The organism is Gordonia sp. SGD-V-85 (assembly GCF_001456905.1).
GTDB lineage: Bacteria > Actinomycetota > Actinomycetes > Mycobacteriales > Mycobacteriaceae > Gordonia > Gordonia hongkongensis.
This window is the reverse complement of sequence record NZ_LNQO01000011.1, coordinates 66411-82219: the sequence shown is the minus strand read 5'-3', so window position 1 is coordinate 82219 and position 15809 is coordinate 66411. Positions and strand designations below refer to the sequence as shown.

Here is a 15809-nt window from a genome sequence, read left to right as displayed (position 1 = left end):
ATATCTGACGCCCCGATTCGGGGTAGCACGAGCGAGGAGCACGAATGAAGACCAAAGGTGCAGTTCTGCGCAATCCGGGCGAAGAGTGGAAGATCGAGGAGTTCGAGCTCGGTGATCCGGTCGCGGGCGAAGTCCAGGTCAAACTCGTCAGCTCGGGTCTGTGTCACTCGGATCACCACCTGCGGACCGGCGACAGCCCGGCACCCATGCCGGTGCTCGGCGGACACGAGGGCGCCGGCATCGTCACCAAGGTGGGCCCGGGTGTCACCCGCCTCAAGGAGGGTGACCACGTCGTCACCGCCTTCATCCCCGCGTGCGGCACGTGCGAGCCGTGCTCACGCGGTCAGCAGAACATCTGCGACGAGGGCGCGCGGCTCCTGACCGGCCTGTCCATCGCAGACGACACGAACCGCGCGTACACCCACGACGGGGTGCCACTGGTGCAGATGTGCATGCTCGGCACCTTCGCCCCGTACATCACGGTCAATCAGGCGTCGCTGGTCAAGATCGAGGACGACATCCCCCTCCAGACGGCTGCGCTGCTCGGTTGCGGTGTGGCGACCGGCTGGGGTTCGGCCGTCGAGATCGGCGGCACGCATGCCGGTGACACCGTGGTGGTCGTGGGCATCGGTGGTGTCGGTATCAACTCGGTGCAGGGTGCCGCGGCGGCCGGTGCGCGCAACGTCATCGCCGTCGATCCGGTGCCGTTCAAGTTGCAGATGGCCGAAAAGCTGGGTGCGACACACACGTTCCCGTCGATGGAGGCGGCGCTCGAGGCGATCGGTGACATCACCTGGGGCAAGATGGCCAACACGACCATCCTCACGGTGGGTGAGATCGACGGGTCGATGATCGCCCCGGCTCTGGCTCTCACCGGCAAGGCGGGACAGGTCGTCGTCGTGGGCATGGGCAACTTCGCGTCCATGGACGCCCAGATGAACCTCTTCGATCTCACCCTCATGCAGAAGCGCGTGCAGGGCGCCATCTTCGGCGGTGCGAGCCCCCGCACCCAGGTTCCGGCGCTCCTGAACGAGTATCGGGCCGGCAAGCTCAACCTCGACGGCCTGGTGACCAACACCTACCGACTCGACCAGATCAACGAGGCCTACGACGACATGCTGGCGGGCAACAACATCCGCGGCATGATCGTCTACGGGGACGACGACTACTGAGACTGAGCCAGTAGCGACGCCAGGTCACCGTCCGGTGGCCTGGCGTCGCTGGTTCACCAGCAGGTTGAGGAAGCGCACGCCCAGACCGAGGAGCAGCAGGGTGCTCGCCATCTGGATCGACACCGCGACGCGCGCACCCTGCGAATCCGGCGCGATGTCGCCGAAACCCGTCGTGGTGAACACGGTGAGGCAGAAGTACAGCGCGTCGACCCGGGTGAGCGACTCGTTGAAACTGCCGGGATCGTATTCGGAGAACAGGAAATACGTCGTCGCGAATGCGACGATGTAGAACCCGGCCAGCGCCACCAGCATCTCCATCGCGGTCGCGACGGGCCGGTCGGAACCGGCGAACTTGCGGACCTCCCAGACACAGAACGCGATCAGCAACGCGGCCCCGACGACGAGCCCGAGATAGTTCAGATCGCTCTCTTTGTCGATGGGCAGCAGGAAGTATCCGGCGAGCAGGACGACGGCGGCTCCGATCGGTCGCAGCAGAGCGACCGTGAGTTCGCGTCCCCGCACCAGACCCAGTGATGCGGCCGTACCCGGCGGACCCTCGTCGCGCGGATCGGGTCCGCCGGGCACGTCGTTCACCAGATCCGCACGCGTTCGGCGGGGTCCAGGTACAGCGAGTCCCCGGGCTTGACGTCGAAGGCCTCGTAGAACGCGTCCATGTTGCGGACGACGCCGTTGCACCGGAACTCCGGCGGCGAATGCGGGTCGATCGAGAGGCGTCGGATGGCTTCGGCATCTCGGGTCTTGGTCCGCCAGATCTGCGCCCAGCTGTAGAACACGCGCTGTGTTCCGGTCAGGCCGTCGATGATCGGCGGTTGGGCCCCGCTCGCCTCGTTCGCGATCTGGTACGCGACGAGTCCGATCGACAACCCGCCGAGGTCACCGATGTTCTCACCGATGGTGAAGTCGCCGTTGACCTTGTGCTCGGGATCGAGTCCGGTCGGGGTGAACTCACCGTACTGGTCGATGAGTTTGCGTGTCCGCGAGGAGAACTCGGTCCGGTCGGTGTCGGTCCACCAGTCGACGAGGTTGCCGTCGCCGTCGTACTTCGCGCCCTGATCGTCGAATCCGTGCCCGATCTCGTGACCGATGACCGCGCCGATGCCGCCGTAGTTGACCGCGTCGTCGGCGTCGGGGTCGAAGAACGGTGGCTGCAGGATCGCGGCGGGGAACACGATCTCGTTCATGCCGGGGTTGTAGTAGGCGTTGACCGTCTGCGGCGTCATGAACCATTCGTCGTGGTCGACCGGTGAGCCGATCTTGGCGAACTCGCGGTCCTGCTCGAACGACGCGGACCGGGCGACGTTCCCGATGAGGTCGCCGCGATCGACGCTCAACGAACTGTAGTCGCGCCACTTGGCCGGATAGCCGATCTTGGGGGTGAACTTGCCGAGCTTGACCAGCGCCTTCTCCCGGGTCTCCGGGGTCATCCACGGCAGGTCGGAGATGTTGCGGCGGTAGGCCTCGACCAGGTTGGCGATCAGCTCGTCCATCCGTGCCTTGGCCTCGGGCGGGAAGTGCTTGGCCACATAGAGTTTGCCGACCGCGAATCCCATCGCGGCCTCGACGAACCCGACGCCCCGCTTCCACCGGTCGCGGTTGGCCTCCGCGCCGGTCAGGATGCGGCCGTAGAAGTCGAAGTTCTCGTCGACGAACGGTGCGGACAGGTACGACGCGGCCGAATGCACGAGCCGCCAGGTCAGCCAGGTCTTCCACTCGTCCAGGGGGCGATCCGTGAGGAGGCCGGCGACGCCCGACAGGAACGACGGCTGCGCGACGACGACCTCGGCGAAGGTCGCGTCACCGCTCGTGCCCAGGCCGCCGAACCACTCCGAAAACGGGAAACCGTCTGCGGTGGTGCTCAACTCGTCGAGGGACATGAGGTTGTAGGTGAGCTCGGCATCGCGGCGTCGGACCACATCCCAGTGCTGAGCGGCGATAGCCGTCTCGAGGTCGAGGACCGTCGCGGCCCGGGCGGCGGCGTCGTCGAAGCCGGCGAGCGCGAACATGCGCTCGACGTGCGCGACATACGCCGTCCTGGTCTCGGCGTGCTTGTCCTCCCGGTAGTAGGACTCGTCGGGAAGTCCGAGACCGGACTGCGTCAGGTGCACGAGGTATCGGTCGGACTGCTTCGCATCCGTGTCGACGTAGTAACCGAACAGGCCACCGGTGCCGTGGCGCTGCAACCGTCCGATCCGCCGGGCGAGCGCCTCGAGCGAGTCGATGGCCGCGATCTTCTCCAGTTCGCCGGTGATCGGGCCGATCCCGAGGGCCTCGATGTGGTCGGTGTCCATGAACGACGCGTACAGGTCGCCGATCTTCTGCTCGTCGGAACCGCTTTCCGGGTTCGACGAAGCGCAGTCGGTGATGATGTCGCGCACGTTCTCCTCGGAGTTGTCGCGCAGCACGTGGAAGGCGCCGTCGACGGAACGGTCGTCGGGGATGACGTGCGACTCGAGCCACTTGCCGTTGACGTGAGCGAACAGGTCGTCCTGAACGCGGACGGAATCGTCGACCCACTCGAGGTCGAGTCCGGAGCTGAGGTCGGTATTCGATGCAGTCACGCGCTCCATCCTGTCACCGGATCGTCCATTCGTCAGCCGCCTCCGCCGTGGGCGAAATCGGAGAACCGCTGGTCGATGCTGCTGGAGACCCTTCGTGACGGCCCTCCGCAAGCTCCGGGCCTCCTCAGGGAGCGGGAGGTGCTGTCCTCCGCAAGCTCCGGGCCTCCTCAGGGAGCGGGAGGTGCTGTCCTCCGCAAGCTTCGGGTGTCCTAGGGGAGCGGGGGGTACGACGAGTCCGGGGGCATTGTAAGCCGCTGAGCGGATCAGACTGCCCCGGACTCGATGCGGCGCCCGCTGCAATCTGAAATACGCTGCGAGAGAGCGGATCATGTCCCTCGAGCCGGTGGGAGCCTCGAGGCAATCTGTGCACTCGCCTACCCGGTTTCGAATCCGACCTACGCTGAACCCATGGATGCAACCTTCGACGTCGTCGTAATCGGTGGCGGTCCGGTGGGCGAGAATGTCGCCGACTATGCGATACGGGGCAGCGATCGAACTGCTGTCGTCATCGAGCACGAGCTCATGGGGGGTGAGTGCTCGTACTGGGCATGCATGCCGAGCAAGGCGCTGCTGGGTCCGGGGTCCGCGCTCGAGGAAGCCCGTGCCCTGGCGGGTGCGCGTGAACGGGTGAGCGGCGATCGTCCGGACGCCGACGCCCTCCTGGCGTGGCGCGACACAGTGAACGACCGACGGGACGGGCCCGGGGCGACCCACGACGACTCCGGGCAGGTGAAATGGGCCGAAGGCGCCGGGATGACGGTGATCCGCGGGCATGGGCGGTTGTCGGGTGAGCGGCAGGTGACTGTCGGCGACACGGTGGTGACGGCGCGTGAGGCGGTCGTGGTGGCGACGGGGAGCACTGCGTCGATCCCGCCGACACCGGGTCTGGCCGAGGCGCACCCGTGGACCTCCCGCGACGCGACGAATCTCGTCGAGGTGCCGGATCGGATTCTCGTCGTCGGCGGTGGCGTCGTGGCGTGCGAAGCGGTGACCTGGTTGCTCGACCTCGGTGCGGAGGTCGTCATGGCCATCCGCGGTGACCGGTTGCTGCCCAAGATGGAGTCGTTCGTCTCAGAGCGGATCGCGGACTCGCTGACTGCCCGCGGCGTCGACATCCGGTTCGGGACGACGATCGAGTCGGTCGACCGGCCCGGCGCCGCCGACACCGGCTACGGACGCATCCACGGCGGCCCCGCCACCGTGCGGCTCAGTGGTGACGGCGCAGGCGAGCTCGTCGTCGACGAAATCCTGGTGGCGGCGGGACGCTCGCCCGCGACGCGGGATCTCGGTCTGGAGTCGGTGGGACTCGAGGCGGGCGGCCCGCTGCGCGTCGATGACCATCTGACGGTGGCCGACCACCCGTGGCTGTACGCGGTGGGAGATGTCAACGGCCGAAATGCGCTGACACACATGGGTAAGTATCAGGCGCGGGTGGCCGGGGACGTGATCGCCGCACGCGCGGAGGGTCGGGACCTCGACGGTCCGCGGTACGTCGCGAGCTCCGACCACGGTGCCGTACCGCAGGTGGTGTTCACCCGACCGGAGATCGCATCTGTCGGGCTGACCGCGAAGCAGGCGAACGACGCCGGCATCGATGTACGGATCGCCGACGGGGACATCTCCGTGGCGGGGTCCTACCTGACCGATCCCGAGTACTCGGGACACGCCTGTCTCGTCGTCGATGCGAGCCGCGACATCCTCGTCGGGGCGACCTTCGCGGGGCCGCAGACCGCGGAACTCGTCCATTCGGCGACGGTCGCCATCGTCGGCGAGGTCCCGCTCTCGCGGCTATGGCATGCGGTTCCGTCGTACCCGACCATCAGCGAGGTCTGGTTGCGGTTGCTCGATCAGCTGCGATGAGCCGCGGCCCGGCGGTCGCCGAGTCGAAGGCCCCGCTCAGAAGCTCAGTCGCCGGATCTTGTCCGGCCGGATGACGATCCGCACCCAGTCGTCGGCGAGGATCTCCGCGAGATCCTGTGCGCGGGTGGGATCGTCGAGGTCCCAGTAGCGGTCGGCCAGTCGTGCTGCGAGTTCGCGCGCGGCCGCACCGTCGGTCTCGATGCGCGTGGCGCCGGAAACGGAGATCCAGCGCTCGCGTTCCTCGACCGGGGTCGCGACCACGATCGAGGCGCGTGGATCTGCCTTGAGGCGACGCACCTTCAGCGAATCGGGACCGGTGAAGAGCTGGATCTCGCCGTCCGCGGTCGCCTCGAACCACACCGGCCGAGGCTGCGGCGGCGTCGGGCCGGTCGCCGTCGAGAAGAAGCCGAGGAGTGGGCGGCTGAGAAAGTCCAGATCGTCGGCGGTCAAGGTGTTGGACGAAGGCGCGGCGATGTCACTCATGGTGGGTACAACCCGAGCGCCCACCGAACATTCCTCGGTGGACGATTGGTCTTACCACTTGACCACCAGTCCTCCTGGTTCTACGGTCGGTGCATGCCGTTCGAGCCCGTGTCCCAGCAGAGCGCCCCCGAGATCGTGTTCGACCAGATCGTCGAGGGCGTGCTGTCGGGTGACCTACCGGCCGGCGAGGCCCTTCCAAGCGAACGGGAACTGGCCCGCATCCTCGGCGTCTCGCGGCCCACCGTGCGGGAAGCGTTGAAGCGGGTGGCGGCGGCCGGTCTGGTCTCCATTCGGCAGGGCGACGGCGCACGGGTCCAGGACATCGCGCGGACGGGTGGCCTCGATCTGTTGCCGCGACTCCTGATCCGGGGCGGCGCGCTCGTGCCGAGTGTCGCTCGCTCGATCGTCGAGGCACGTGCCGCGGTCGGCCCGAATGTCGCCGGGCTGGCGGCGAGGCGGGTGACCGACGACCAGATCGCCAGGCTGACAGCGCTGCTCGCCGATCTCGCCGCCGAACCGGACCCGGTCGGACAGCAGGTCGCGGCACTCGAGTTCTGGAGCGCGATCGTCGACGCGGCCGACTCGATCGCATTCCGTCTCATGTACAACTCGCTCCGCGCCGCGTACGAACCGGCGCTTCCCGCGCTCGCGTCGATGCTGGAGCCGGAGGTCGGCAACATCGACGGCTATCGCGCGCTCGTCGACGCGATCACGTCTCGCGAACCCGGCCGCGCCGAGGCCGCTGCCCGTGAACTGCTCGCGCCCGCGACTGCGGCATTGCTCGAACTCTGTCAGGCACTCGAGGGTGCGGAGTCTGACATCGGAGAGGGGAACTGAATGTCTGCCGAGAGCATCGACGCCGACCACATCGACCACAGAGCGCGCCGGCAGGTGGCGGCGGAGGAACGGCGAATGCGATCACGGCGGTCGACGACCCTGCGTGCCGCATTCGCCGAGTTCCTCCGGCACCCGTCGCCCTGGATGATCGCCGCGTTCCTGGTGACCTCGTCGGCGGCGCGAATTTGGCTGGGCGGGTGGGGAATCGCCGATCTGGTCGTCCCGGTCGTGATGATCGCGAGCTTCCCGCTGGCCGAGTGGCTGATCCACGTCGTCGTGTTGCACTGGCGGCCGAAGCGCCTGGGACCGGTCACCATCGATCCGCTGGTGGCGCGTAAGCACCGCGAGCACCACTCGGACCCGCGGAACATCCCCCTGGTGTTCATCCCGTGGCAGGTGCTGGTCACGGTCGTCCTCGCGGCCGTCGCGGTGGGGCTCCTCGTCTTCGCCAGTGCCGAGCGCGGTCTCACGTTCATGGCGACGCTCGCGGCGATCGGACTGGTCTATGAATGGACGCACTATCTGATCCACTCCGATTACCGGCCGCGCCACGCCTACTATCGCCGGTTGTGGCGCAACCATCGATTCCACCACTACCGCAACGAGCACTATTGGTTCGCGGTCACCACCGCGGGCACCGCGGACCGGTTGCTGCACACCTATCCAGATCCCGACACGGTCGAGAAGTCGCCCACCGCAAAGGATCTGCACGCTCTATCGCAGACGGGGGACTGACCGGCGAACCACATGTCGGTGCGGTTTGTCCCGGTAACCGGGACAAACCGCAACGCGATCCGGGATACTCGCCCGCATGCGGGTATTCGTCACCGGCGGTACGGGGGCCATCGGGGGATACGCGGTGCCCGCATTGGTCGCCGCGGGACACGACGTGCGTGCGCTGGCGCGCTCGGATGCCGCCGCTTCCGCGCTGCGTGCCCACGGCGCCGCCCCGATTCGGGTGTCGCTGTTCGATCGACACGGACTCGCCCAGTACTTCGACGGCTGCGGCGCGGTCGTCAATCTCGCGTCCTCCCTTCCGGGGACCGCCTCGTTCGTCCGGAAGTCGGCCTGGGCGGACTGTCATCGCATCCGGCGGGAGGGCTCGGCCGCGGTGGTCGACGCCGCACTTGCCGCCGGCGTGCCGCGGGTGGTGCAGGAATCGGTCGCCATGGTGTACACCGACGCCGGTGACCGGTGGATCGACGAGGAGTCGCCGGTCGACCACTATCCGATCGCGGTGGGCAACCACGCCGCCGAGGCCTCGGCCCGCCGGTTCACCGATTCGGGTGGGGTCGGCGTGGTGCTCCGGTTCGGGTTGTTCTACGGCGTCGGCGCCGCCCACAGCGAGCAGCTCATGGCGCTCGCCCGACGACGGATCGGTTTCCGGGCCGGCCGACCTTGTGCCTACGTCTCCTCGATCCACCTCGCCGATGCCGCCGACGCCGTGGTGTCCGCACTCGAAATCGGTTCCGGCACCTACAACATCGTCGACGACCTACCGGTCACCAAGAAGCACCACACGGCTGCCCTGGCGGGTGCGGTCGGCAAACATCCGTACGTGACCGGTCCCGGCCGGGCCGCCCTCCTACTCGGCGAACGCACCACGTCGCTGACACGTTCGCTTCGGGTGTCCAACAGACGGTTTCGGTCGGCGGCCGGTTGGCGACCGCGGTACGCCTCGGTGTGGGAGGGGTACGCGCAGATGGCGCGGGACCTCGTCGCGGCCTGAGTTCGTGACGTTCCGCCCTCACTGCCAGACCTCAAACTCGACCGCCAGACTTCGGTCGAAGTCTGGCGGTCGAGTTGAAATCCATACGTCGCCGGCCGGACCACGGGAGGGGCTGGTGTCCGGTTCACGCACCACCCAGCCCGGCGGCCATCGACCACACCAGCACCTCGGCGTCGGAGTCGTCGCCGGCGCGGATCGGGAACGACGCGGAGTCGACGCCTCGGAGGGCGTCACCCGGGCCCAGAACGCCGATCTCCCGGACGCCGACCCCGTCGACCTCGATCTGTCCGTGCACGACGAACAGGTGGGTGAACCGGGAAGCGGGTACCTCGACGGTCTCGCCGGGGCGGAGTCGCGCCGCGAACAGGGTGGCGCCCGAGTTGGCGACGGAGACCGCGGCGTCGACATCGGCGACGCCCGACGCGATCGGTACGAGTCCGCCCGCGGCGAGTCGGTCGCGGACATCGGCCTGCGCGTACGACGGCGCGAGGCCGTGGCGGTCGGGCATCAGCCACATCTGGACGTAGCGGACGGGCTCGGTGCCGGCGTCGGGCAGGTCGGGCCATGAGTCGTTGCGCTCGGAGTGTTCGACGCCGGTGCCCGCGCTCATCCGCTGTACCAGGCCGGGGTACAGGACACCGGAGTGCCCGGCCGAGTCGCGGTGGACCAGCGTCCCCGCGACCACCCACGTCACGATCTCGCTCTCCTGATGGGTGTGGAGATCGAAGCCCGCGCCGGGTGCGACGACCTCGTCGTTGACGGCGAGCAGCGCGCCGAAGTGCGTGTTCGACGGGTCGTAGTGGTCGCCGAAGGAGAAGCAGTGCCGTGAGGTCAGCCAGTCGGTGGCGGTGACCGGACGATCGTCGCCACGGAAGACGGTGAAAACCATGCGCCCATTGTCGCAGTGCGGCAAGGTGAGGGCGGTCGGGGACGGCCGGGTCCGGGATCTGTCGACGTCGGTCCTCGGACGGCGATCGCGCACGCCGCGGAGTGTCAAAAGTCCCGTGGGCGAGATGAGTTCGTGACCGGCTTGATCCCCGAATGGAAGCTGGCGGCGTCGATTTCGAGTGTTACACGAGTGAAAATTGTCGTCATGAAGATCTGGGTCAAGCGCGCGACGACAGCCGCTTGTGCCGCGGTCACGTGCGCGGTCATGGTGAGTTCCTGTGGGTTCGCCGGTTCGACCGACACGGGCGCCGCTGCCGCCATCGACGCATTCGCCGACGCCCTCAGCCGCCAGGACGCCGGCGGGGCCGCCACGTTCACCACCGCACCGGGACAAGCCGGTGACAGTCTCACCACCACTCTGAGACAGATGGATGCCCAACGCGTCGACGTCGACGTCGAGAATCCGGTCGAATACAGCGACGGGACCGCGACCTTTTCCGTCACGACCACGTGGAACTGGGACAAGGGCCGCGTGTTCGAATCGACCAGCGGTGGTACCGCGCGGAAGCTGTCGTCGGGGTGGAAGGTCACCTGGGACCCCGCGATCCTGCACGCCGGCCTCGCCGCCGGTGGCACGCTGCGCGAGATCCGCACCGACGCGAAGCCGGCGCCGACCGTGCGCAGCCGGACCGGCCGGATCTTCATGTATGCCCAGCCGGTCAACGAGATCGTGCTCGACCCAGCCCGCACCTCCGACCTGAACGCCTCGGTCCGGGCCCTCGCCAGGGTGATCGCGCCGATCGCACCCCTGATCACCGGCCAGGTGATCCGCGAGAAGCTCGACGCGGCGCCGGGCAGGGCCATCACCGCGGTGGGTCTGCGCGACTCCGACATGGAGGTGCTGGCCGGCGACCCGCGTCGAGTCCCCGGTGTCGTGGTCAACCGGTCCGACCAGCTGGTGATGGCGGACCGGCGCCTGTCCTCCCCCCTCGAGGACGGGCTGACCAACTACTGGCAGGCCATCCGCGACGCCACCGCCGGGTGGCAGGTCGAGATGCTCGGTCCGGGTGCCGCGCCCCGCAAGTTGGCCGGCGAGCAGGGTCCTCCCGGACCCGACGTCCCGACCACCATGGACCAGGGCGTCCAGCTGTCCCTGGGCGACGCGGCCGTCGAGGTCGGTCAACCCGCGACGATCATGACCCTCGACGCGCAGACCGGTGCGATCACCGGGATGGCGCAGAACTCGTATGCGATCGACAGCGGCGTCGACCTCGACCAGCCCTATCCGGTCGGCACCACCCTCAATCCCGTCTTCGGTGCGATCGGGCGAGCCGTCGGGTCGGACCAGCAGCGTGGCGACGAACTGCTCGACCGGCTCGGGCTCGGCGTCCAGTTCACGGTGCCCGGTGCGAGCGTTCCGACCGCTGACCGTCCCGGGATCGCGACCATCGACTACCGTCCCGGCTCGAGCATGATGTCGATGACCAACATGGCCGCCTTCGGTGTCGCCATGGCGCGTAGCGCCTCCGGGCAATCCTCGTCTGTGCCGCCGTTCGTGCTGAAAAACGTGCCGACGAAGATCGCGGGCGGCGAGCTCGGCGGGCTCGATCCGGCCGTCGTCCGGCCGGTGCTGCAGGCGATGACCGCCACTGCCGCCACCGGCGACGCCAGTGACCTCACCCGCGCGCCGGGACTGCGTGCCCTCGTCGGCACCAACGGCCCCGAGGGGCCCGGCTGGTTCGTGGGGCTCCAGGGCGGTCAGGTCGTCGTCATCTACACCGAGGGACCCAAGTCGGGGACCGCCGCACTCCAGGTCGCGCAGAAGTACTTCACGATCAAGTAGGTCCGCGAACGCTCGCGGCCCTCGTCGTCAGGCGGCGGCGCGACGACCGAGGTAGGCGAAGACGGCTCGCCAGCCGAGCAGGAAGAGCGCGAGCACCACGGCCGCGACGATGACGAAGCTGACCGCCACGCCCTGGCTGAGGATGAAGCGCAGGATCATCGCGACGGTCACCGTGCAGAACCAGATGACGAGACCGACCGGGACGACCCGGTCCGGCCGGAAGTCGTGACCGAAGAAGTCGCTCGACCGCACATGCGCGTAGACGTAGGTGATCGACCAGCCGGCCGCACAGCCGGCGAGGAACGGCCACAGCGTGTGCAGCACCGAGGTCAGCGCATAGCCCTCTTCGTGACTGGCCCGGCCGATGAGGACGAAGACCGTGATCGCCACGGCGTCGAACAGGGCGGCGACGGGACCCGTCGCCGTTCCGCGCGCCGGCGAGGACCCCGTCTCCGCCGTCGCGTCGGAGCCCCGGTCCGTCTTCGAGCTCAGCATGGTGGATTACCGTACCGGGTCCGACGGCGGATCGGTGTCGGACGTTCGTGCGGAGTCCCCTCGTTGCGGGTTGTCGGGTCCGTCCGCGGGCGGGGCCCCCGGGCCCGGCGGTTCGACACCATCCGGCGGCGGGATGGGGAGCGCCGTACCGTCGGGCGTCGTGGGCGACGGGTCGTCGGCCGAGCGTTCGAGGGCGTCGGCGTCCCGCTCGACCTCGTCGATGAACGTGTCGTCGCGCTTGATGCGGTTACGGAACATGAGACCGATGACCACCCAGCCGATGCCCGACACGATCACATAGCTGATCAGCCGGTAGATGAGGACCGCGGTGATGGCGTCGGCGGCGGGCATGCCGGCGCTGGTCAGTGCGGGGACGAGCACCGCGTCGACGACGCCGATGCCGCCCGGCAGCAGGGGGATCGCCGAGCCGACGGCCTTGCCCGCCGCGTAGGCGACCATCAGTCCGGAGATGCTCGGGTGGGCGTCGACCGCCCAGCAGGCGAACATCAGGCACCCGACGTCGGCGACCCAGTTGAACAGGCTCCAGCCGAATGCGACCGAGGTGTCGCGCTTGGTGAGTTGCACCGCCCGGAGCTGTTCGAGGGTCTCGAACAACTTCTCGGTGCCGTGGTCCTCCGGCTTGTTCCGGAGTTGATTCACCCAACCCAGGACTCGAATCCCGGTGCTCTTCAACGATTCCGGATGACTGGCCAGGTACTGCAGGACCACCGCGACCGCGAGGAACCCGGCAACGGAGAAGACGACCGAGAACGGGCTGGTCTTCGCTCCGGCCAGGAGGGCGCCGCCGAACCCGAGCACCGCGAGACCGATGCCGGCGAGCAGGCCCGACATGACGACCTGCCACGACGCGATGACCGGTGTCGCACCCCACTTGCGGGTTTCCCGATAGGTGAACGCGGGGGCGAGGACCTGGCCGCCCGGCATCGTCTGGCTCAGCGAGTTGGCCGCGAGGATGACCGACAGGGACTTCCACTGCGTGACCCGCAGGCCCGCCGAGCGCAACAGTGCGCGCTGGACCTGGGCGAAACTGTCCATCGACAGCATCGCGGCGACGAGACACGCCGCGACCCAGTGCCACTCGATCTCACCGATACGCAGCCAGGCGCCCCGCAGTTCGGGCCAGATGAGAACGACTTCGACGGCGAGGATGACCAGGACGACGGTGAGCAGGACCCATCGGACCCACCAGAACCGAGGACGGGTCACCGGGGCTGCCGCGCCCCCCGGCGAGCCAACATCCTCCGACGACATACGTGCCACCCTAGGGTAGGGGGGCCGGTGTCGGTGACGACCCCCGTCGGCGACCTGCGCAATCGGGGGTGTGTACGGCGTCCTGTCCCCGCGGTGCAGCACTAGTGTGACTCTCGTGACCGAAGCCGAACGAGCCGACCGGCCGCGCGACGTCCGGGACCTCGCGTCCATCGACCGGGCGAAGGTCCATCCGCAGGTACGCGCGGCGGCGGAGTGGGCGTGGCGGCTACTGCTCCTGGTCGCGGCCGCTTACGTCGCGACCAGGCTGTTCCGGGAGTTCGAGGAAGTCCTCGTGCCGGTCGCCCTCGCCATCCTGATCTCGGCGATGCTGGTTCCCGGGGTCGACGCACTCGACCGGCGCGGTCTGCCGCGTTCGCTGGCGGTGATCGTCAACCTCGTCGTCGCGATCGGGTTGCTCGCCGCCGTCATGACCTTCGTGGTCCGCGAGTTCATCGACGGTGTTCCCGAACTCGCCGAGCAGGTCACCGTGACCGTCGAGAAGACCAGGGAATGGCTCATCAACGGGCCTCTCGGGCTCGATCGCGACCAGGTGCGCAACTTCGGCACCGACACGCTCGACTTCATCCAGCACAACCAGGACCGTGTCACCAGTGGTGCGCTGGCCACCGCCACCACGGCCAGCGAGATCATCACCGGCGCCCTGCTGACGTTGTTCCTGTTGATCTTCTTCCTCTACGGCGGTGGTCAGATCTGGCAGTTCTCGGTCAAGCTCATCCCAGAAACCAATCGGAATCGGGTGTGGGAGGCGGGTATCGCCGGTTTCGGCACACTCGTCGGGTACGTCCGGGCGACCGTCGCGGTGGCCTTCGTCGACGCCTGCGGCATCGGGATCGGACTCGCCATCCTGCAAGTGCCCCTGGCGCTTCCGCTGGCCTCGCTGGTCTTCCTGGGCGCCTTCATCCCGATCGTCGGTGCCCTGGTCACCGGCACGCTGGCGGTGCTCGTCGCCCTGGTGACCCAGGGCTGGATCGCCGCGGTCGTCGCCCTCGCCATCGTCGTCGGTGTCATGCAGCTCGAAAGCCATGTGCTGCAACCGTTCCTGCTTGGGCGGTCGGTGCGCCTGCATCCGGTTGCGGTGGTGCTCGGGATCGCGGCCGGCCTGGTGTCGGCCGGCATCATCGGTGGTCTGCTCGCGGTGCCCCTGATCGCGTTCTTCAACACCGCGATCCGACGCCTGAAGGGGGACTCGACCGAGCCCGTGGACGGGCGCCCGGGGGTCGTCGCCGAGCCGGATTCACCGGCGTGGGACACCGACGACCCCGACGCCGCGGCCGAGACGCTCGCACACGAGGCCCCCGGCACCCCCTCGAAGGCCGGGAACCCAGGATCCGAACGCCCGGCGGATGGTCGCCGGGACGAGGTCGAGACCGACCGCGAGGGCAGTGACCGGGGCGGGGACGGTCGGGGCGCGGGAACGTGACGCGCCGGTGGCCGGGGCTCGAGGTCGGCCCGCCGGACCGGGACACCGATCCGGATCGTCTGGCACGTGTCATCGACGACGACCCGGTCGGTCCGCTGTGGCGGGGCGCCCAGATCTTCCGGCTGCTGTCCTATCTGTACGCACTCGGCTTCCACATCGCCGTCAATCCCGACCTCGACCGCGGCGGCGTCGCCTGGGTGCTCTTCGGCCTGCTCTCCGCGTGGACACTGGTCAGCGGGATCGGCTACTTCGTCGGGTTCGCGCGAAACCGGGTGTGGGTCGGTGCCGAGGTGCTCGTCGTCTGCGCGCTGATGTTGTCCACGTCGTATGTCGCCGGCGCGGAGTGGGCGTGGAACAACCAGAGCTGGCCGACGACGCTGTGGGCCACCAACGCGGTCATCTCGGTCGCGATCCTCACCGGCCCGGTCGGGGGGATCGTGTCGGGGCTCGTCATCGGCGGCACCAGCACCTTCGTGAAGGGCGAACTGAACCTCGACTTCGGTCGGAACGCCACCATCATCGTCATCGTGGCGACCGGTATGGCGGTCGGGCTCGCGGCTGCGAACGCGCGTCGGGTCCAGGACCAGCTGTCCCGGGCGGCGCGGATCGCTGCGGCTGCCGAGGAACGCGAACGGCTCTCCCGTGAGGTGCACGACGGGGTACTCCAGGTGCTCGCGCTGATCGCGCGTCGCGGACGCGAGATCGGCGGTCCGACAGGTGAACTCGCCACCCTCGCGGCGGAGCAGGAGCGTACGCTGCGTCGGCTGATCTCCGACACGGACGAACCCGTCGCCGCCGATACCGATGCGCAATGCAGCGTTGATCTCGCCGCCGCCCTGCGCGTCTTCGCCGACGCGCGGGTGTCGGTGAGTGCTCCCGCGGACCCGGTCATGGTGTCAGCGCAGAGGGGCGCGGAGATCCGCGCGGCGGTGGTCAACGCGCTCGACAACGTCGTGAACCACGCCGGTCCCGGTGCGCGTGCGTACATCCTGGTGGAGGATCTGGGGCGGGACATCGTGGTGAGTGTGCGGGACGACGGGATCGGCATCCCGGACGGCCGGCTCGCCGAGGCGGTTGCGCAGGGACGCGTCGGGGTGTCGAAGTCGATCGTCGGACGGATCGAATCCCTCGGCGGCGCCGCGCGCCTCGACACCGAACCGGGTGCGGGTACGGAATGGGAGTTCACCGTCCCGCGGGACGAGAGCTGAAA

At 68.5% G+C, this 15809-nt stretch carries 14 protein-coding genes; 8 read left to right on the top strand and 6 right to left on the bottom strand.

What is annotated here, in order from left to right:
• The first annotated feature begins 44 nt into the window (after positions 1-44).
• Positions 45-1172: an NDMA-dependent alcohol dehydrogenase gene (locus AS181_RS14415; protein ID WP_058252255.1), complete on the top strand. Its 1128-nt coding sequence runs from the start codon at positions 45-47 to the stop codon at positions 1170-1172.
• 24 nt (positions 1173-1196) lie between these two features.
• Here the strand turns inward: AS181_RS14415 and AS181_RS14410 are convergent, their stop codons facing one another.
• Together AS181_RS14410 and AS181_RS14405 are read right to left on the bottom strand one after the other, a co-directional pair.
• Positions 1197-1766, bottom strand: coding sequence for a potassium channel family protein (locus AS181_RS14410; RefSeq protein WP_058252254.1), 570 nt, complete (start codon positions 1764-1766; stop codon positions 1197-1199).
• Positions 1763-3760 carry a M13 family metallopeptidase gene (locus AS181_RS14405; RefSeq protein ID WP_058252253.1) on the bottom strand — a complete coding sequence of 666 codons (1998 nt, stop codon included), beginning with the start codon at positions 3758-3760 and terminating at the stop codon, positions 1763-1765. The genes AS181_RS14410 and AS181_RS14405 overlap by 4 nt, the downstream gene beginning before the upstream one ends.
• Before the next feature lie 399 nt (positions 3761-4159).
• On the opposite strand from AS181_RS14405, the gene AS181_RS14400 reads away from it, so the two are divergent.
• Positions 4160-5611 (top strand): dihydrolipoyl dehydrogenase family protein, encoded by a 1452-nt coding sequence (locus tag AS181_RS14400; RefSeq protein ID WP_058252252.1) that lies wholly within the window; start codon positions 4160-4162, stop codon positions 5609-5611.
• Between the two features lie 36 nt (positions 5612-5647).
• On the opposite strand, the gene AS181_RS14395 is transcribed toward AS181_RS14400, so the two are convergent.
• Positions 5648-6094 carry a pyridoxamine 5'-phosphate oxidase family protein gene (locus AS181_RS14395; RefSeq protein WP_058252251.1) on the bottom strand — a complete coding sequence of 149 codons (447 nt, stop codon included), beginning with the start codon at positions 6092-6094 and terminating at the stop codon, positions 5648-5650.
• 93 nt (positions 6095-6187) lie between these two features.
• Between AS181_RS14395 and AS181_RS14390 the strand changes: the two genes are divergently transcribed.
• The 3 genes from AS181_RS14390 to AS181_RS14380 all read left to right on the top strand — a co-directional run bounded on the left by AS181_RS14390 (position 6188) and on the right by AS181_RS14380 (position 8660).
• The gene (locus AS181_RS14390; RefSeq protein WP_058252250.1) at positions 6188-6931 is read left to right on the top strand and encodes a FadR/GntR family transcriptional regulator; all 744 of its coding nucleotides are present in this window, start codon (positions 6188-6190) and stop codon (positions 6929-6931) included.
• 15 nt (positions 6932-6946) lie between these two features.
• Positions 6947-7666 (top strand): sterol desaturase family protein, encoded by a 720-nt coding sequence (locus tag AS181_RS14385; RefSeq protein ID WP_058252317.1) that lies wholly within the window; start codon positions 6947-6949, stop codon positions 7664-7666.
• Between the two features lie 76 nt (positions 7667-7742).
• Positions 7743-8660, top strand: a complete 918-nt coding sequence (locus tag AS181_RS14380) for an NAD-dependent epimerase/dehydratase family protein (protein WP_058252249.1) — start codon at positions 7743-7745, stop codon at positions 8658-8660.
• A gap of 124 nt (positions 8661-8784) precedes the next feature.
• Here AS181_RS14380 and AS181_RS14375 read toward each other — a convergent pair whose 3' ends face one another.
• Complete coding sequence (locus AS181_RS14375) at positions 8785-9549, bottom strand: pirin family protein (RefSeq protein WP_058252248.1); 765 nt, start codon at positions 9547-9549, stop codon at positions 8785-8787.
• A gap of 204 nt (positions 9550-9753) precedes the next feature.
• On the opposite strand from AS181_RS14375, the gene AS181_RS14370 reads away from it, so the two are divergent.
• Positions 9754-11391, top strand: coding sequence for an NTF2-like N-terminal transpeptidase domain-containing protein (locus AS181_RS14370; protein WP_058252247.1), 1638 nt, complete (start codon positions 9754-9756; stop codon positions 11389-11391).
• A 27-nt stretch (positions 11392-11418) separates the two neighbouring features.
• On the opposite strand, the gene AS181_RS14365 is transcribed toward AS181_RS14370, so the two are convergent.
• Together AS181_RS14365 and AS181_RS14360 are read right to left on the bottom strand one after the other, a co-directional pair.
• Positions 11419-11886, bottom strand: a complete 468-nt coding sequence (locus AS181_RS14365) for a DUF3054 domain-containing protein (RefSeq protein ID WP_058252246.1) — start codon at positions 11884-11886, stop codon at positions 11419-11421.
• Positions 11887-11892: 6 nt separating this feature from the next.
• A complete protein-coding gene (locus tag AS181_RS14360; protein WP_058252245.1) occupies positions 11893-13158 on the bottom strand; it encodes a TIGR00374 family protein in 1266 nt (421 codons plus the stop codon).
• Between the two features lie 115 nt (positions 13159-13273).
• Between AS181_RS14360 and AS181_RS14355 the strand changes: the two genes are divergently transcribed.
• Positions 13274-14599, top strand: a complete 1326-nt coding sequence (locus AS181_RS14355; RefSeq protein ID WP_058252316.1) for an AI-2E family transporter — start codon at positions 13274-13276, stop codon at positions 14597-14599.
• Complete coding sequence (gene macS, locus AS181_RS14350; protein WP_058252244.1) at positions 14596-15807, top strand: MacS family sensor histidine kinase; 1212 nt, start codon at positions 14596-14598, stop codon at positions 15805-15807. Before AS181_RS14355 ends, macS begins: the two co-directional genes overlap by 4 nt.
• Positions 15808-15809 lie beyond the last annotated feature (2 nt).